At 67.0% G+C, this 15,340-nt stretch carries 16 protein-coding genes; 11 read left to right on the top strand and 5 right to left on the bottom strand.

The window, feature by feature from the left end:
- Positions 1–38: 38 nt before the first annotated feature.
- From G6N49_RS20185 to G6N49_RS20155, 7 genes are read left to right on the top strand one after another with little or no spacing between them, the layout of a single operon-like run.
- A complete protein-coding gene (locus G6N49_RS20185; RefSeq protein ID WP_064874383.1) occupies positions 39–1,352 on the top strand; it encodes a GAF domain-containing protein in 1,314 nt (437 codons plus the stop codon).
- Complete coding sequence (adh, locus tag G6N49_RS20180) at positions 1,349–2,872, top strand: aldehyde dehydrogenase (protein WP_011558053.1); 1,524 nt, start codon at positions 1,349–1,351, stop codon at positions 2,870–2,872. The genes G6N49_RS20185 and adh overlap by 4 nt, the downstream gene beginning before the upstream one ends.
- Positions 2,873–3,367 (top strand): DUF779 domain-containing protein, encoded by a 495-nt coding sequence (locus G6N49_RS20175; RefSeq protein WP_011558054.1) that lies wholly within the window; start codon positions 2,873–2,875, stop codon positions 3,365–3,367. It abuts the gene before it with no gap.
- Between the two features lie 29 nt (positions 3,368–3,396).
- On the top strand, positions 3,397–3,675 hold the full coding sequence (locus tag G6N49_RS20170) for a putative holin (protein WP_179967772.1): 279 nt from the start codon (positions 3,397–3,399) through the stop codon (positions 3,673–3,675).
- Entirely contained in the window at positions 3,668–4,210 is a 543-nt protein-coding gene (locus tag G6N49_RS20165) for a hypothetical protein (protein ID WP_011558056.1), read from the top strand. Before G6N49_RS20170 ends, G6N49_RS20165 begins: the two co-directional genes overlap by 8 nt.
- A 31-nt stretch (positions 4,211–4,241) precedes the next feature.
- The gene (gene lpdA / locus G6N49_RS20160) at positions 4,242–5,642 is read left to right on the top strand and encodes a dihydrolipoyl dehydrogenase (protein WP_011558057.1); all 1,401 of its coding nucleotides are present in this window, start codon (positions 4,242–4,244) and stop codon (positions 5,640–5,642) included.
- Positions 5,639–5,908, top strand: a complete 270-nt coding sequence (locus G6N49_RS20155; RefSeq protein ID WP_011558058.1) for a hypothetical protein — start codon at positions 5,639–5,641, stop codon at positions 5,906–5,908. The genes lpdA and G6N49_RS20155 overlap by 4 nt, the downstream gene beginning before the upstream one ends.
- 4 nt (positions 5,909–5,912) lie before the next feature.
- Here G6N49_RS20155 and G6N49_RS20150 read toward each other — a convergent pair whose 3' ends face one another.
- Together G6N49_RS20150 and ramB are read right to left on the bottom strand one after the other, a co-directional pair.
- Positions 5,913–6,449 (bottom strand): carboxymuconolactone decarboxylase family protein, encoded by a 537-nt coding sequence (locus tag G6N49_RS20150; protein ID WP_011558059.1) that lies wholly within the window; start codon positions 6,447–6,449, stop codon positions 5,913–5,915.
- Positions 6,446–7,873, bottom strand: a complete 1,428-nt coding sequence (gene ramB / locus G6N49_RS20145; RefSeq protein WP_064874379.1) for an acetate metabolism transcriptional regulator RamB — start codon at positions 7,871–7,873, stop codon at positions 6,446–6,448. Before ramB ends, G6N49_RS20150 begins: the two co-directional genes overlap by 4 nt.
- A gap of 158 nt (positions 7,874–8,031) precedes the next feature.
- Here ramB and G6N49_RS20140 point away from each other — a divergent pair, with 158 nt between their 5' ends.
- The 3 genes from G6N49_RS20140 (at position 8,032) to G6N49_RS20130 (ending at position 11,312) form a co-directional block, all read left to right on the top strand.
- Positions 8,032–8,808: an acyl-ACP thioesterase domain-containing protein gene (locus G6N49_RS20140; RefSeq protein WP_167535190.1), complete on the top strand. Its 777-nt coding sequence runs from the start codon at positions 8,032–8,034 to the stop codon at positions 8,806–8,808.
- A 266-nt stretch (positions 8,809–9,074) separates the two neighbouring features.
- A complete protein-coding gene (gene aceA / locus G6N49_RS20135) occupies positions 9,075–10,361 on the top strand; it encodes an isocitrate lyase (RefSeq protein WP_011558062.1) in 1,287 nt (428 codons plus the stop codon).
- Between the two features lie 90 nt (positions 10,362–10,451).
- Positions 10,452–11,312 carry a 3-hydroxybutyryl-CoA dehydrogenase gene (locus G6N49_RS20130; protein WP_011558063.1) on the top strand — a complete coding sequence of 287 codons (861 nt, stop codon included), beginning with the start codon at positions 10,452–10,454 and terminating at the stop codon, positions 11,310–11,312.
- A gap of 43 nt (positions 11,313–11,355) precedes the next feature.
- Here G6N49_RS20130 and G6N49_RS20125 read toward each other — a convergent pair whose 3' ends face one another.
- The 3 genes from G6N49_RS20125 to G6N49_RS20115 all read right to left on the bottom strand — a co-directional run bounded on the left by G6N49_RS20125 (position 11,356) and on the right by G6N49_RS20115 (position 13,914).
- Complete coding sequence (locus tag G6N49_RS20125; protein ID WP_083044805.1) at positions 11,356–12,210, bottom strand: endonuclease domain-containing protein; 855 nt, start codon at positions 12,208–12,210, stop codon at positions 11,356–11,358.
- Between the two features lie 133 nt (positions 12,211–12,343).
- The gene (locus G6N49_RS20120; RefSeq protein ID WP_011854524.1) at positions 12,344–13,210 is read right to left on the bottom strand and encodes a polyphosphate kinase 2 family protein; all 867 of its coding nucleotides are present in this window, start codon (positions 13,208–13,210) and stop codon (positions 12,344–12,346) included.
- Positions 13,207–13,914: a TetR/AcrR family transcriptional regulator gene (locus G6N49_RS20115; protein ID WP_011558066.1), complete on the bottom strand. Its 708-nt coding sequence runs from the start codon at positions 13,912–13,914 to the stop codon at positions 13,207–13,209. The genes G6N49_RS20120 and G6N49_RS20115 overlap by 4 nt, the downstream gene beginning before the upstream one ends.
- Before the next feature lie 92 nt (positions 13,915–14,006).
- Here G6N49_RS20115 and G6N49_RS20110 point away from each other — a divergent pair, with 92 nt between their 5' ends.
- Positions 14,007–15,329, top strand: coding sequence for a DUF445 domain-containing protein (locus G6N49_RS20110; RefSeq protein ID WP_083044806.1), 1,323 nt, complete (start codon positions 14,007–14,009; stop codon positions 15,327–15,329).
- Positions 15,330–15,340 lie beyond the last annotated feature (11 nt).

Here is a 15,340-nt window from a genome sequence, read left to right as displayed (position 1 = left end):
TTGCCGCGCCGTTGTGACGGGGAGCACAATCGGCAGTGATGCCTCGCCCGCCCGTCCCGGAACCCGCTGTCGCAGCGGGCGAGGACCCACGTCAGTACGCCCGGCTGATGTCGGCGGTCTACGACGCCACCATGGCGGGTGGCCGCGCCCCCGCGCGTCCCCGCAAGGTCATCGAGGACTCGTGGCGCCGGCTCATGGCCCGCGGCATCGAACCCGACACGCTGCCCGACCCCGAGGTGGAGGGCGCCACGCTGGAGGAGATGCGCCACTCCTCCGGGTTGATGTCGGTGCTCGAGGACCTCTCGCGCGGGCTGGAATCGCTGATCGTCGAGGGCGACAACATCCTCGTGGTCGCCGATGCGCGGGGCCGGGTGCTGTGGCGGGCGGGGTCGCGTGCGGTGCTCGGGTCCGCGGACCGGCTGGGCTTCATCGAGGGGGCGCACTGGGGCGAGAACGCCGTCGGCACCAACGCCATCGGCACCGCGCTGATGTCGAACGCCGCGGTGCAGGTGTTCTCCGCCGAGCACTTCTCGCGCAGCCACCACCCGTGGACCTGCGCGGGCGCGCCCATCAAGGATCCCAGGACCGGTCACGTCATCGGCGTGGTGGACGTGTCCGGGCCCGCGGCCACCGTGCATCCGACGACGGTGGCGCTCGTCGACGCCGTGGCGCGCCTCGCCGAATCGCATCTGCGCGAACAACACAACCGCACCCTGAACAGCCTGCGGATGGTCGCGGCGCCCATCCTGGCCCGCATCGGCAGCCCCGCCCTCGCGGTCGACCCCGACGGCTGGGTCGCCGCGGTGGATTCACTTCCGCCGCACAACCGGATCGCGCTGCCCCGCGAGGTGACACCCGGCCGGCTGCTGGTCCCGGCGCTGGGGCTGTGCGACGTCGATCCGCTGCCCGGGGGATGGCTGGTCCGGTTGGCCGGCGACCGGGAGGCCGACTCCGGGTCGCAGGTGGCGCTCGATCTGCGTAACCCTGAGGCGCCGGTATTGAAGATGGTCGGACAGGCCGGCGGCTGGCGCCGCGACCTGAGCCTCCGGCACGCGGAAATCCTTCTCGCGCTTGCGGTTCAGCGACAGGGCCGGTCGGCGCCGGAGCTGGCGGCCGATCTGTACGGCGATGCGTCGCGGGTGGTGACGGTGCGCGCCGAGGTCTCGCGGATGCGCAAACAGTTCATCGGACTGCTCGCCGCGCAGCCGTACCGCATCACCGACACCGTGCATCTCGACGTGCAGTACCCCGCCGATAGGATGCGACTCCTGCCGACGTCGACCGCTCCCGTCGTCCGCGCCGCACGCATCGGACCACCGAATTCCCAACCCCACCAAGGAGGAAACGCATGACTGTCTACGCACGCCCCGGTGCCGCGGATGCATTGATGGCTTTCGAGTCGCGGTACGGCAACTTCATCGGCGGCGAGTGGGTCGCGCCCGCGGGCGGGGAGTACTTCGAGAACCTGACACCGGTGACGGGACAGACGTTCTGCGAGATCCCGCGCTCGACGGAGGCCGACATCGACAAGGCGCTCGACGCGGCGCACGGCGCGGCGACGGCGTGGGGCAAGACCTCGCCGGGGGAGCGGGCGCAGATCCTGATCAAGATCGCCGACCGGTTGGAGGCCAACCTCGAATCGCTCGCGCTCGCCGAATCGTGGGACAACGGCAAGCCGATCCGCGAGACGCTGAACGCCGACATCCCGTTGGCGATCGACCACTTCCGCTACTTCGCCGGTGCGATCCGCGCCCAGGAGGGTGCGCTGTCGCAGATCGACGAGGACACCGTGGCCTACCACTTCCACGAACCGCTGGGCGTGGTCGGCCAGATCATCCCCTGGAACTTCCCGATCCTGATGGCGACCTGGAAGCTGGCGCCCGCCCTGGCCGCGGGCAACGCCGTCGTCCTCAAACCGGCCGAGCAGACACCGGCGTCGATCCTCTACCTGATGTCGTTGATCGCCGACCTGCTCCCGGCCGGTGTGGTCAACGTGGTCAACGGGTTCGGTGTCGAGGCGGGTAAACCGCTGGCGTCGTCGAACCGGATCGCCAAGATCGCGTTCACCGGGGAGACCACCACGGGCCGGCTGATCATGCAGTACGCCAGCCAGAACCTGATCCCGGTCACCCTCGAACTCGGCGGCAAGAGCCCGAACATCTTCTTCTCCGATGTGATGGCCGCCAACGACGACTACCAGGACAAGGCGCTCGAGGGCTTCACGATGTTCGCCCTCAACCAGGGTGAGGTGTGCACGTGTCCGTCGCGCAGCCTGGTCCAGGCCGACATCTACGACGAGTTCCTCGAGTTGGCGGCGATCCGCACCAAGGCCGTCCGCCAAGGGGATCCGCTCGACACCGAGACGATGATCGGGTCGCAGGCGTCCAACGATCAGCTCGAAAAGGTGTTGTCCTACATCGAGATCGGCAAGGACGAGGGTGCGCGCGTGGTCACCGGCGGTGAACGCGCCGAGTTGGGCGGCGACCTCAACGGCGGATTCTACGTACAGCCCACGATCTTCGAGGGCAAGAACTCGATGCGCGTGTTCCAGGAGGAGATCTTCGGCCCGGTCGTCGCGGTCACCTCGTTCAAGGACTACGACGATGCGATCTCGATGGCCAACGACACGCTCTACGGTCTGGGCGCCGGGGTGTGGAGCCGCGACGGCAACACCGCCTACCGGGCCGGACGTGACATCAAGGCCGGCCGGGTGTGGACGAACTGCTATCACATGTACCCCGCGCACGCGGCGTTCGGCGGCTACAAGCAGTCCGGCATCGGGCGCGAGAACCACAAGATGATGCTCGACCACTACCAGCAGACGAAGAACCTCCTGGTGTCGTACAGCAACAAGGCACAGGGCTTCTTCTAGATGACACCGCCTCGGGCGCTGATCACCCAGGCGGCCGCCGACCTGCTCACCAGGCTGCAGGGCCGCCACGGCGCGCTGATGTTCCACCAGTCCGGCGGCTGCTGCGACGGGTCGTCGCCGATGTGTTATCCCGACGGCGATTTCATCGTCGGCGACCGCGACGTGCTGCTCGCCGTGCTCGACGTCGGAGCCGACGGTGTGCCGGTCTGGATCTCCGGCCCGCAGTTCGACACCTGGAAACACACCCAGCTCGTCATCGACGTGGTGCCCGGCCGCGGCGGCGGGTTCAGCCTCGAAGCGCCCGAGGGCATGCGTTTTCTCAGCCGCGCCCGCGCGTTCACCGACGCCGAGAACGCCGAGTTGGCCCAGGATCCGCCGGTGACCGGCGCCCGCTACGCCGACGGGGACCGCCCGGCCGGTCGCGCACCCGTCGTCGCTCGAGCCGAAGACGCGTGCCCGATACCTGGGAGGCGCGCCGCGCGCGTGCAGGGTTGAGGGCGCCCGGCGGCGTTATCGTCGAATACGTGATTCCGCTGCCCCGCGCCTGGCTGCTGACCAGTGCCATGCTGGTCGGCGCCGCCATCGGGCTGGTCGCCGCCGTCACGTCGACGCTGCTGATCACGGCCACCGTCCGTCCCGACCTCGTCATCGCGCTCGTCGTCGGTGTGCCCGGCGCGGTCGGTGTGGTCACGATCCTGTGTTCGGCTCGACGGTGGGTCACCACGCTGGGGGCGTTCATCCTGGCCATCGGGCCGGGCTGGCTGGGCACATTGGCGCTGATCGAGGTGGTCAACGGTGGCTGACAACGGAAACGAACACCCGACCGGCGAGCACACCTCGCCGTACCTGCCGACATTCGACACCGGCGGGTTCAGCCAACCCGATCCGGTGACGCCGCTGGCCGCCAGGCCCGAGCCCACGCTCACCCTCGACCGGGAGCCCGATCCGCTCGCCTACGAGGCGCTCGACTTCGAACCGGACTCGGAGCCGATGGTCGTACCGCCCGCGCAGCCGGTCGTGCTGCCCGGCTCCTACCAGTTCCTCAAGCGGTGGGTGTTCGCGCTCGTACTCTCCGCGGTGTGGGTGGTCGCCGCCGCCGTCGGCGCCGGCCTCTACTACTGGTGGGTCGGCGACCTGGATCCCGACAAGACGTGGCCCGTGTACGTCGTGCTGGTCTACCTGCTCGGCTGCACGGTTGCCGGCCTGATCGTCGCGATGGTCGCCCGCAAACCGGTCGTCACGGCGCTGGCGATCGCGCTGATGTCGGCGCCGCCGGCGTCCACCGCAGGCGCCGCCGCGCTCTACGGCGCCTACGTTTTCGGCTGGATCGCACACTGACACAGCGGCCGCGACCACTAGGGTGGTGAGGGTGACCCACTATGACGTCGTCGTTCTCGGAGCCGGTCCCGGCGGATACGTCGCGGCTATTCGCGCTGCCCAACTCGGGCTGAACACCGCAATCGTCGAACCCAAGTACTGGGGCGGCGTATGCCTCAACGTGGGGTGCATCCCGTCGAAGGCGTTGCTGCGCAACGCCGAACTGGCGCACATCTTCACCAAGGAGGCCAAGACCTTCGGCATCAGCGGGGAGGCCACGTTCGACTACGGCGCCGCCTTCGACCGCAGCCGCAAGGTCGCCGAGGGCCGCGTCGCCGGTGTGCACTTCCTGATGAAGAAGAACAAGATCACCGAGGTTCACGGGTACGGGAAGTTCACCGACGACCACACCATCGAGGTCGATCTCAACGAGGGCGGGACCGAGACGCTCACGTTCGACAACGCGATCATCTCGACCGGCGCGAGCACCAAGCTGGTGCCCAACACGTCGCTGTCGGAGAACGTCGTCACCTACGAAGAACAGATCATGGAGCGCGAACTGCCCGGCTCGATCGTCATCGCCGGCGCCGGCGCGATCGGCATGGAATTCGGCTACGTGATGAAGAACTACGGTGTCGACGTCACGATCGTCGAGTTCCTGCCGCGCGCGCTGCCCAACGAGGACGCCGAGGTCTCCAAGGAGATCGAGAAGCAGTTCAAGAAGCTGGGCGTCAAGATCATGACCGGCACCAAGGTCGAGTCCATCAAGGACGAAGGAGGCGACGGCTCCGTCACCGTCACCGTCAGCAAGGACGGCAAGTCCCAGGAACTCAAGACCGACAAGGTGCTGCAGGCCATCGGCTTCGCGCCCAACGTCGAGGGTTACGGCCTGGACAAGGCCGGGGTCGAGTTGACCGACCGCAAGGCCATCGGCATCGACGACTACATGCGCACCAACAAGCCGCACATCTACGCGATCGGCGACGTCACCGGGAAACTGCAACTCGCGCACGTCGCCGAGGCGATGGGCGTGGTGGCCGCCGAGACGATCGCCGGTGCCGAGACCCTGCCGCTGGGCGACTACCGCATGATGCCGCGGGCTACGTTCTGCCAGCCGCAGGTCGCGAGCTTCGGGCTGACCGAGGAGCAGGCCCGCGAGGAGGGCTACGACGTCAAGGTCGCGAAGTTCCCCTTCACCGCGAACGGCAAGGCGCACGGTATGGGCGCCCCCGGCGGTTTCGTCAAGCTCATCGCCGACGCCAAGTACGGCGAACTGATCGGCGGGCACCTCATCGGCCACGACGTCTCCGAATTGCTGCCCGAACTCACGCTGGCGCAGAAGTGGGATCTGACCGCCAACGAACTGGCCCGCAACGTGCACACCCACCCGACGCTGTCGGAGGCGCTGCAGGAGGCCTTCCACGGGCTTGCCGGCCACATGATCAACTTTTGAGAAACGAGATCGTCGCCGGTGTCGGCGGATTCGTGATCGGCCACATCCTGTGGCTGATCGCGATCACGCTCGCCACCAACACCTCCGACGTCAGCACCTGGGTGCTGGTGGTCGCCGCGCTGTCGTTCGTGGTGGGCGCCGCGCTGGGTTACCTCGGCTGGCGCAGGTTCCAGCGCAAGGAACACGTGTGGTCGTCGTTCGTATGGGGTCTGGCGGTCTCGCCGGTGCTGTTCTCGATCGTCGTGCTCGGCGTGACGTACCTCTGACCCTCTAGTCCGGGAAGTCGAGCGGCACCTGCAGCGTGCTGATCGTCGCCGCCAGACCGTCGTAATGCGCTGCCAGCAGGCAGAATTCGATGAGCTGAGGTTTGGTGAGATGCCGGGCCAGCACCGACCACGTCTGCGGTGACACCCCGCGGGTGACGACGAACTCGTCGGTGGCGGTGACGAGCACCCGCTGCCGGTCGGTGAGACCCTCGGCGTCGGGGCCCTCGAAGATCCGGGCCTGAAGGTCCGCGCCGACGCCGCGGCTGCGGGCCAGCCGGCGGTGCTGCTGCAGTTCGTACTCACACTCGCGCAGATGGCCGACCCGCAGGATCACGAGTTCGGCGTCCTGACGGGACAGCTTGCCGAGGCGGCCGAGCAGCACACCGCTGTAGGGCAGGAACGCCAGGAACAGCAGACGGTGTTGGCCGAGCACGTTGAACAGGCTGAAGCGCGGCGCGCGGATGGCACGGGCACCCGCCTTCGCGATGGCCCAGTTCAGGGGTCCCAGTTCCCGGAATCCGCCGGGTGCGATACGCGTCACGACTGCTTCACCAGGTATGGCGAGACCGTGGACCGGTGCTCGTCGAGGTCGAGGGCGCGGCCCAACGCGGGGAACGCCCGCTGCGGACAGTTGTCCCGCTCGCATACGCGGCAGCCGGCCCCGATGGGTGTCGCATTTTCACCAGAAAGATCCAATCCCTCGGAGTAGACCAGCCGATGCGCGTGGCGCAGTTCGCATCCGAGACCGATCGCGAACGTCTTACCCGGCTGACCATAGCGCGATGCCCGGCGCTCGACGGTCCGCGCCACCCACATGTAGTTGCGGCCGTCGGGCATCTGGGCGATCTGCACCAGGATCTTGCCCGGGTTGGCGAAGGTCTCGTAGACGTTCCACAGCGGGCAGGTGCCACCGCTGGACGAGAAGTGAAAACCCGTCGCGGACTGGCGTTTCGACATGTTGCCCGCGCGGTCCACGCGGACGAAGGAGAACGGCACCCCGCGCATCGACGGGCGCTGCAGCGTCGAGAGCCGGTGCCCGATCGTCTCGTAGCTGACCTGGTAGAACGCCGAGAGCCGTTCGACGTCGTAGCGGAAGTTCTCCGCGACGTCGTGAAACTGCCGATACGGCAGCACCGTCGCGGCGGCGAAGTAGTTGGCCAGACCGAGGCGGGCCAGGGTGCGCGATTCGTCGCTGGTGAACATGCCCTCGTCGACCATCTTGTCGATGAGGTCGCCGAATTCGAGGTAGGCCAGTTCGGCCGCCATCTTGAACACCTGCTGACCGACCGACAGGTGGGTGCTCATCTCGAGTGTCTTGGTGCCGGGTTTGAACCGGTGCAGCACGGTCTCGCCGAGGTCGATGCGCCGCACGATGTGCACGCCGTGCACCGTGGACAGCCGGTTGGACAGTTCACCGGCGAGGTCGCCGCGATGCATGCGCATGCGGACGGTGAGGTCTTCGGCCGCGGAGTCGAGTTCGTGCAGATAGTTCTGGCGTTGGTAGAAGTAGTCGCGCACTTCCTCGTGCGGCATGGAGATCGAGCCCGATCCCGAACTGGACCCGGTGCCGTCGCTGTAGCGGTCCTCGGTCGCGGCGGCCAACTGCGTGGTGGTCAGCCGGTAGCGGCGGTGCAGGTTGACCATGGCGCGGGCCAGCGTCGGATGCGCCGCGACCATGTCGGCGATCTCGGAGACGTCGACCTCGACGCCCAGTTCGCGGTCCATCGCCACTTCGCGTAATTCGGCGACCAGTCGGGTGTCGTCCTGGGAGGCGAAGAACGTGGCGTCGACGCCGAACACCTCGGTGATGCGCAGCAGCACCGCGACGGTCAGCGGGCGGACGTCGTGCTCGATCTGGTTCAGATAACTCGGGGAGATCTCGAGCATCTGCGCCAGCGCCGCCTGGCTGTATCCGCGTTCGTTGCGCAGTTGCCGGACACGCGACCCCACGAACGTTTTTGCCACGTCAACCAGCGTAACAACGCTGCGAACAACGGCCTTCGCAGTCTTGGCATGGGCCGGGCTGTGGCAGGATCGGGGCGCCTGGCATCAACGCGTCGGGCAGTCAGCAGGGAGGACGACAGGTGAGCGGTACGACCACGGGGACCGGCCTGAGCAAGACGATGATGCCGGTGCCGGATCCGCACCCCGACGTCTTCGACACCGGCTGGCCGCTGCGGGTGGCCGACGTGGACCGGACCGGGCGGCTGAAGTTCGACGCCGCCACCCGGCACATCCAGGACATCGGCTCCGACCACCTGCGCGAACTCGGCTACGAGAAGACGCACCCGCTGTGGATCGTGCGGCGCACGATGATCGACCTGATCCGCCCCATCGAGTTCCAGGACATGCTGCGGCTGCGGCGCTGGTGTTCGGGGACGTCGAACCGGTGGTGCGAGATGCGGGTGCGCATCGACGGCCGCAAGGGCGGGCTGATGGAATCCGAGGCGTTCTGGATCAACATCAACCGCGAGACGCAGGGGCCGGCGCGGATCAGTGACGACTTCATCGCCGGGTTGCAGCGCACCACCGACGTCAACCGGCTGCGCTGGAAGGCGTATCTGAGTGCCGGCAGCCGTGACGACGCCGAGGAGATCCGCGAGTATCCGGTCCGGGTCAGCGACATCGACATCTTCGATCACATGAACAACTCGGTGTACTGGTCGGTGGTCGAGGACTACCTCTACAACCATCCCGAGTTGCTGACGGCGCCGCTGCGGGTGACCATCGAACACGACCTCCCGGTCGCGCTCGGCGACAAGCTGGAGATCATCTCGCACGTCCACCCACCCGGTTCGACCGACAAGTTCGGTGCGGATCTCACGGATCGGACTGTTAGAACGCTCACATATGTGGTCGGCGACGAGACCAAGGCCGTCGCATGCATCTTCCCGCTGTGACGTTCCCCGTTTAACAGTACGGGCGTACTGACCAGCGGAAACCGGTTACTGGCCAGTAGCTACTGAACCGGTCAAGCCGTGCGCGCCTTCGCAACCTTCGCAAGTTCCGTGTAGCTCTTGGCAAAACTTGGCGATTGAAACGGGTGGACCTGCGGTTATGCCGTAGGGCATCCTCGCATCAGCAAGGCAGTGAACTCCTGCAGGTGTTAACAAGCCGGAACGACGGCGGCACCGGCAGCGACGCAAGTAACCGAAGGAGCCACTCAATGTCGACCGTTGGCAAGCCGAAGTCCCCCGAAGAGATCCAGAAGGACTGGGACACCAACCCCCGCTGGAAGGGCATCACCCGCGATTACTCCCCGGCAGACGTCGTGGCCCTGCAGGGCTCGGTCGTCGAGGAGCAGACGCTGGCCCGCCGCGGCGCCGAGGTGCTGTGGAACCAGCTGCACGACATGGAGTTCGTGAACGCGCTCGGCGCGCTGACCGGCAACATGGCCGTCCAGCAGGTCCGCGCCGGCCTGAAGGCCATCTACCTGTCGGGTTGGCAGGTCGCCGGTGATGCGAACCTGTCCGGCCACACCTACCCCGACCAGAGCCTGTACCCGGCCAACTCGGTGCCCCAGGTCGTCCGCCGGATCAACAACGCGCTGCTGCGCGCCGACGAGATCGCCAGGGTCGAGGGCGACACCTCGGTCGAGAACTGGCTCGTGCCGATCGTCGCCGACGGTGAGGCCGGATTCGGTGGCGCGCTCAACGTCTACGAGCTGCAGAAGGCGATGATCGCCGCCGGTGTCGCGGGTTCGCACTGGGAGGACCAGCTGGCCTCGGAGAAGAAGTGCGGCCACCTCGGTGGCAAGGTGCTGATCCCGACCCAGCAGCACATCCGCACGCTGACCTCGGCCCGCCTGGCCGCCGACGTCGCCGACGTGCCGACCGTCGTCATCGCCCGCACCGACGCCGAGGCCGCCACCCTGATCACCTCCGACGTCGACGAGCGCGATCAGCCGTTCATCACCGGTGAGCGGACCAAGGAAGGCTTCTACCGCGTCAAGAACGGCATCGAGCCGTGCATCGCGCGCGCCAAGGCCTACGCGCCGTACTCGGATCTGATCTGGATGGAGACCGGCACCCCGGACCTGGAGCTGGCCCGCAAGTTCGCCGAGGGCGTGCAGGCGGAGTTCCCGGACCAGATGCTGGCCTACAACTGCTCGCCGTCGTTCAACTGGAAGAAGCATCTCGACGACGCGACGATCGCGAAGTTCCAGAAGGAACTCGGTGCGATGGGCTTCAAGTTCCAGTTCATCACGCTGGCCGGCTTCCACGCCCTGAACTACTCGATGTTCGATCTGGCCTACGGCTACGCCCGCAACCAGATGACCGCGTACGTCGAGCTGCAGGAGCGCGAGTTCGCCGCCGAGGAGCGCGGTTACACCGCGACGAAGCACCAGCGCGAGGTCGGCGCCGGCTACTTCGACCGGATCGCCACCACCGTCGACCCGACCAGCTCGACCACCGCGCTGACCGGTTCCACCGAAGAGGGCCAGTTCCACTAAGTCGTTGACCGCCGAGCGCACGGTTGTTGTACGCAAACGTCGAATAGACGTGACAACAACCGTGCGCTCGTCGTCTGTTAGGAAGTAGCAGTGAGCAATCCCATCGAACGAGTAGGCGTGATCGGCGCGGGGCAGATGGGCGCCGGCATCGCCGAGGTGTCCGCCCGCGCGGGCGTCGAGGTACTGGTCTTCGAGACCACCGACGCGCTGGTCACCGCGGGTCGCAACCGCATCACCAAATCGTTGGAGCGTGGGGTGAGCGCGGGCAAGGTCACCGATCGGGAGAAGTCGGCGGCGCTCGGGAAGCTGAGCTTCACCACCGACCTCGCCGACATGGCGGACCGCCAGCTCGTCATCGAGGCGATCATCGAGGATGTGGCGATCAAGGCCAAGGTGTTCGCCGAACTCGACAAGGTCATCACCGACCCCGACGCGGTGCTGGCGTCGAACACCTCGAGCATCCCCATCATGAAACTCGCTGCGGCGACGCAGAATTCGGGCCGAGTGCTGGGCCTGCACTTCTTCAACCCGGTGCCGGTGCTGCCGCTGGTCGAGCTGGTCAGCACGCTGACGACCACCGATGCGGCGATCGCGCGGACCGAGGCGTTCGCCAGCGACGTGCTCGGTAAGCAGGTGGTGCGCTGCAGCGACCGGTCGGGCTTCGTGGTCAACGCGCTGCTGGTGCCGTATCTGCTGTCGGCGATCCGGATGGTCGAGGCGGGCTTCGCCACCGTCGAAGATGTCGACAAGGCGGTCGTGGCCGGGCTGTCGCATCCGATGGGCCCGCTGCGGCTGAGCGACCTGATCGGCCTGGACACCATGAAGCTGATCGCCGACGCGATGTTCGACGAGCTCAAGGACGCGCACTACGCCCCGCCGCCGCTGCTGCTGCGCATGGTCGAGGCGGGTCAGCTGGGCAAGAAGTCGGGCCAAGGCTTCTACTCCTACTAGCGCCGAGTGCACGCTTGTTGTACGCATCGGCCGAGTAGGGCCGTCAACAACCGTGCGCTCGACGAGCGGCCGTCACCCGGTCGATGATCTCGGCCCGGCGGTGACGCAGTTGGGTGGCGCTTACGCGGACGATCAGCCATCCCCGCGCTGCGAGGAACTCGAGCCGTTCGATGTCCGCGGCGTAGTCGTGCGGATTGGTGAAGTGCTGTTCGCCGTCGTACTCGATACCGACCATGGCATCCGGCCAGCCCATGTCGATGCGGCGAACGACTCGTCCGAGTTCGTTGTGCACCGGTATCTGCGTCACCGGTCGCGGCAATCCCGACCGGATGATCAGCAGCCGGAGCCGGGTTTCCTGCGGGGACTCGGCGCCCGCGTCGACCAGTGTCAGTGTCTTGCGTAACCGCCTGATGCCCCTGGCGCCGGGATGCCGTGCCGCGACGGCGGCGACGGTCGAGGGGGCCACGCCGGTCGCGTTGAGTAGCGCGTCGATGCGGACCACGCCCATCTGTTCGGTGAGTCGCCGCCCCAGGTCGTAAGCCGTTCTGGCGACGGTGGTGCAGCGGATGCCGTCGACGACGCATACCTCGTTGTCATGAAATGTGTTGCAGCGGGCGATCATTCCTCGGGCCGCTGGCCGGCGGGAGTGGGCGATCTCGACGGGGGCGTCCGGCGGAATCCAACGGCTGCCGAGAAGGGCGGCCGCGCAGTGCCCGGTGAGCGTGGCCCGCCGTCCCGACCAGAGCCAGGCCGCCCGCGCCCGGTCCTCTGCGGTCAGCTGAAGACCGTTGCGGATGTAGACGTTGCGATAGACCATCGTGTACCGGCGCCGTAGGTCTCGGCGCGTCAACTCGCCGGACTCGAGCGCTTCGGTGGCGATGATCAGTGCGGCTCCCACACTCTCATCGTCAGGCCGTGCCGGTGGGCACCCCGACGGCAATCGCTCAACCTGTGTACAACTGCGCCGAGCGCACGGTTGTTGTACACGAACGCCGAGAGGACGTGGCAACAACCGTGCAGTCGGCGCAAACCTAGGCGTTCGCGAGACGCTTCTTCTCCGCCTTGACGTCGAAATCCGGTGGCGGCCAGGACATGTTGAGGCGTTTGAGCGCCTCGATGAGCAGCTCGGTGATCGCCAGCCGGCTGTACCATTTTCGGTCGCACGGCACCACGTGCCACGGCGCGTAGTCGGTCGACGTGCGGTCGAGCACCGCCTGGTAGGCCTGCTCGTACTGCGGCCACAGCAGCCGCTCGTCGATGTCGGCCGGGTTGTACTTCCAGTACTTGTCGGGGCGCTCCAGCCGTTCGGCGAGGCGGCGCTTCTGCTCCTGCAGCGATACGAACATCGCGACCTTCACGATGGAGGTTCCGCTGTCGACGATTTCGCGTTCGAAGGCGTTGATCTCGTCGTAGCGCGCCCCCCACACATCGGGCGGTACCAGGTTGTGCACACGCACGACCAACACGTCCTCGTAGTGCGAGCGGTCGAAGACCCCGATGTGCCCCGGCGTCGGCAGCGCGTTGCGGATACGCCAGAGGTAGTGGTGCGCCAACTCCTCCGCAGTGGGCTTACCGAAGCTCGTGTACTTCACGCCTTGCGGATTGGCCGCTCCGACAACGTGTTTGACGATGCCGCCCTTGCCTGCGGTGTCCATGCCCTGCAGGATGAGCAGCACCGAGCGGGTGTCGCCCGCGCGGCTGTTGGCGTAGAGCTTCTCCTGCAGTTCGCCCAGCCGCATACTGCGCTCGGCCTGCAGCACCGGGGCATCGCTCTTGGAGCCGATGAATCCGGGTGTGGCGTCGGTCTCGATGTCGCCCACCTTGTCGCCGGTACGGAAGCGGAGGTGGACATGCGGGTCGTGGGACCACAGGGCGGGTAGCTCGGGTTCTCGGCTCATTGCTCCATCAACTGGGGAGGCAGGATCGGGGAGGGGTGCGGTTCGGACCGGAACTTCTCGAGCGATCCGCCTACTTCGACGATGCCGCACAACGCACTCCACGACAGCATCGTCAGGTAGTCGATGAGCTCGTCGGCGCTCATCCGCGGATGCGACATCCACGAGTGCGTGGCCAGCTGCACGCCGCCGACGATGTGATAGGCCCACGGCTCGACGCCGCCGGTGTCCATCCCGGCCTGCGCCATCCGGCGGCGCAGCATCACCGCGAGCATGCGGGCGATGATGCGTTCGGAGTCCGCGACGGCCTTGCTCTTGCTGGCCGAGTTGTTCGCCATCACGAAGCGGTAGGGCTCCGGCTCGTTCGCAACGGTTTCCACGTAGACCTTGATGATCTCGCGGGTCAGGTCGTAGCCGTCGAGGTTGGACATCAGCGCGGCGGCCATGTTCGGGATCAGTGTGGTCTGGGCGAACCGCATCATCACCGCGGTGGTGAGGTCGTTCTTGTCGACGAAGTAGCGGTACAGGACCGTCTTGGAAACGCCGATCTCCGCGGCGATCTCGTCCATGCTGACGTTGCTGCCCCGGCGGCGGATCGCCTCCAGGGTGCCATCGACCAACTCATTGCGGCGCTCGACCTTGTGCTGGTGCCAGCGCCGCTTCCGACCATCGGTCTTGACCGCCAAAGGCGGGGTCTGTTGTGCCACTATCCCCGTAGTCCCGTTCACTAGTCCGTCTCGATACTACGGCGGATCGGCGCCGACAGCCGCGTCGGACCGCTGCGCTGACGGGATAGCGGATGATGGAACCCGTGGTATCAACACAGCAGTCCGAACGGCCCAGCTTCGCCGAGGCGATCGCGGGCGCGGACTCGGCCGCCGACGCCGAACGCCGTCGCGGTCTGCGGCGCATGAAAACCGTCGCACTGGGGTTCCTGCTCGGGGCCACGGTGATCTTCCTGGTCTGCACCTGGGCGCAGTCGCAGGGGACCGCCGCCCCGTGGATCGGCTACGTGCGGGCCGCCGCCGAGGCCGGCATGGTCGGTGCGCTCGCCGACTGGTTCGCGGTCACCGCGCTGTTCAAGCATCCGCTGGGCATCCCGATCCCGCACACCGCGATCATCAAACGTAAGAAGGACCAGCTCGGCGAGGGTCTCGGCGAGTTCATCCGGGAGAACTTCCTGTCGCGGGAGAACGTCGAGACCAAGCTGCGGAGCGCCGAGGTGGCGGGCCGTCTGGGCAAGTGGCTCTCCGACCGTTCGCACGCCGAACGTGTGGCCACGGAGGCCTCCAACGTGCTGCGGGTGCTGGTGGAGATGCTGCGCGACGAGGACGTCCAGCAGGTCCTCGACCGGATGATCGTCAAGCGGATCGCCGAACCGCAGTGGGGTCCGCCGGTGGGCCGGGTGCTCTCGCAGCTGCTGCAGGAGGGGCGTCAGGAGGCGCTCATCCAACTGCTCGCCGACCGGGCGTTCGAGTGGTCGCTGAACGCGGGCGAGGTCATCGAGCGGGTGATCGAGCGTGATTCGCCGACGTGGTCGCCGCGCTGGGTCGACCACCTGGTGGGCGACCGGATCCACCGTGAGCTGATGGACTTCACCGACAAGGTGCGCCGCAACCCAGACCACGAGCTGCGCCGGTCGGCGACCAAGTTCCTGTTCGAATTCGCCGATGACCTGCAGAACGATGACGCCACCATCGAGCGCGCGGAGAACGTCAAAGAGCAGATCATGGCCCGCGACGAGGTGGCGCGGGCCGCGGAGACGGCGTGGAGCGCGGCCAAGCGCATCATCTTCGAATCGGTCGACGATCCGTCGTCGACGTTGCGTGCCCGCATCGCCGACTCCGTCATGCGCATCGGTGAGAGTTTGCGCGACGACGCCGAGCTGCGGGACAAGGTGGACAACTGGATCATCCGCGGCGCCCAGCACGTGGTCGGCGAGTACGGCGCCGAGATCACCACGATCGTCACCGACACCATCGAGCGCTGGGACGCCGACGAGGCCAGCAGCCGCATCGAATTGCACGTCGGCCGCGATCTGCAGTTCATCCGGATCAACGGCACCGTCGTCGGGTCGCTCGCGGGCCTCGTCATCTATTCGATAGCTCAGCTACTGTTCTGACCTGCGCTAGC

The sequence above is a fragment of the Mycolicibacterium monacense genome (assembly GCF_010731575.1).
GTDB lineage: Bacteria > Actinomycetota > Actinomycetes > Mycobacteriales > Mycobacteriaceae > Mycobacterium > Mycobacterium monacense.
The sequence above is the reverse complement of the archived record's forward strand: the minus strand, read 5'-3'. Positions and strand labels throughout refer to the sequence as shown.